We start from the raw sequence: 1,380 nt of genomic DNA, 5'->3' as shown, positions 1-1,380 counted from the left end.
CGCCGACGCTTCTATAGGTGGGCCGGTTCCGGGAGGGGTTGGCATCGGTAGGGTTCGACGTCGGTGAGCTACGAGTGACTCATGCAAGATCTGGCCGCCATCATGGTGTGCCGTGGAGCCGACTTGTCCTCGTGGGTTACCGGCGTCGGCCCGGCCCACCTTGCTGGCCTGATCAGAAGCCTGTCCGCGAAGGGTGTGTAGCCCGTGTCGCGTGACTCATCACAGATCTGCCGCCGGGTGATCGTCTCCCGGGCCGACGCCGTCCGAACGTCGTCCCGTGCAAGGGAGAATCGTCCGTGTCTTCCATCCTGGCAGAACGTCTGGCCGACCGTGTCGATGCGGTCATCGGTGTGGATACCCATACCGATACGCATACCGCCGCGGTGACCACTGCGTCGGGACCGTGCTGGCGGAAATCACCGTGCCGGCCACCGCCGACGGTGCCGGTGTTCTGCTGGCCTGGGCCGGCCGGCAGACCACCGCGCTGGGAACGGGCCGGCGGGCCTGGGCCCTGGATGGCGCTCGCTGTCACGGCGTCGGCCTGCTGCGCGTGCTGCGTGCCGCGGGTGAGTACGTCCTGGAAGCACCCAAACCCGCTACCGGCCGCCGCCGGCGAGGCGGCAAGTCCGACGCGTTGGACGCCGTACACGCCGCTCGTGCCGTGCTGGCCGCCGACCACCTCGCCACACCCCGCACCGACGGCGACCGGGAAGCCCTGCGCCTACTGCACGTCTGCCGCCGCCACTACAGCGACACCCGCACCGCCACCATCAACCTGTTCAAATCGGTGATCCTCACCGCCGACGACGACCTACGCACACAGATGCGTGGCCTGAGCACCCTCCGACAGATCCAACACGCCACCACCCTCACCACCACCACCAGCGACCTCGACCGACTGCGCCACACCCAACTGGCAACCCTCGCCGAACAGATCCTGACCCTCGACCGGCTCCTGAAAGCCAACCTCACCGAGATCCGTACCTTGGTCGACAAGCTCTGTCCGGCCCTGCTCGACCAACCTGGCATCGGCCCCGTCACCGCCGCGATCACACTGACCGCCTGGTCGCACCCCGGCCGGTTCCGCAACGAGGCCGCCTTCGCCTCACTCGCCGGAGTCAGCCCCGTCCCCGCCAGCTCCGGCCGCATCACCCGCCACCGCCTCAACCGAGGCGGCGACCGCACCCTCAACGCCGCCCTGCACACCATCGCCAAAGCCCGACAACGATGCCACCAACCCACCAAGGACTACATCAACCGCCGCACCAACGAAGGCCGCACCCCAACCGAGATCACCCGCAGCCTCAAACGCTACATAGCCCGCCAAATCTGGCGCACCCTCGAAGCCACCGCTTGACAAAAACCTTCACAGATCTTGCA

Annotated in this window: 1 protein-coding gene; it reads left to right on the top strand. The window is 67.5% G+C overall.

Translation table 11 applies throughout. The features are described 5' to 3' along the window. Positions 1-403 precede the first annotated feature (403 nt). Entirely contained in the window at positions 404-1,357 is a 954-nt protein-coding gene (locus Vqi01_RS30285; RefSeq protein ID WP_239098784.1) for a transposase, read from the top strand. Positions 1,358-1,380: the final 23 nt, after the last annotated feature.

Source organism: Micromonospora qiuiae (assembly GCF_016863555.1).
Classification (GTDB): Bacteria; Actinomycetota; Actinomycetes; order Mycobacteriales; family Micromonosporaceae; genus Micromonospora; species Micromonospora qiuiae.
Note: the sequence above shows the minus strand (reverse complement) of the source record. Positions and strands in the feature narration are given on the sequence as shown.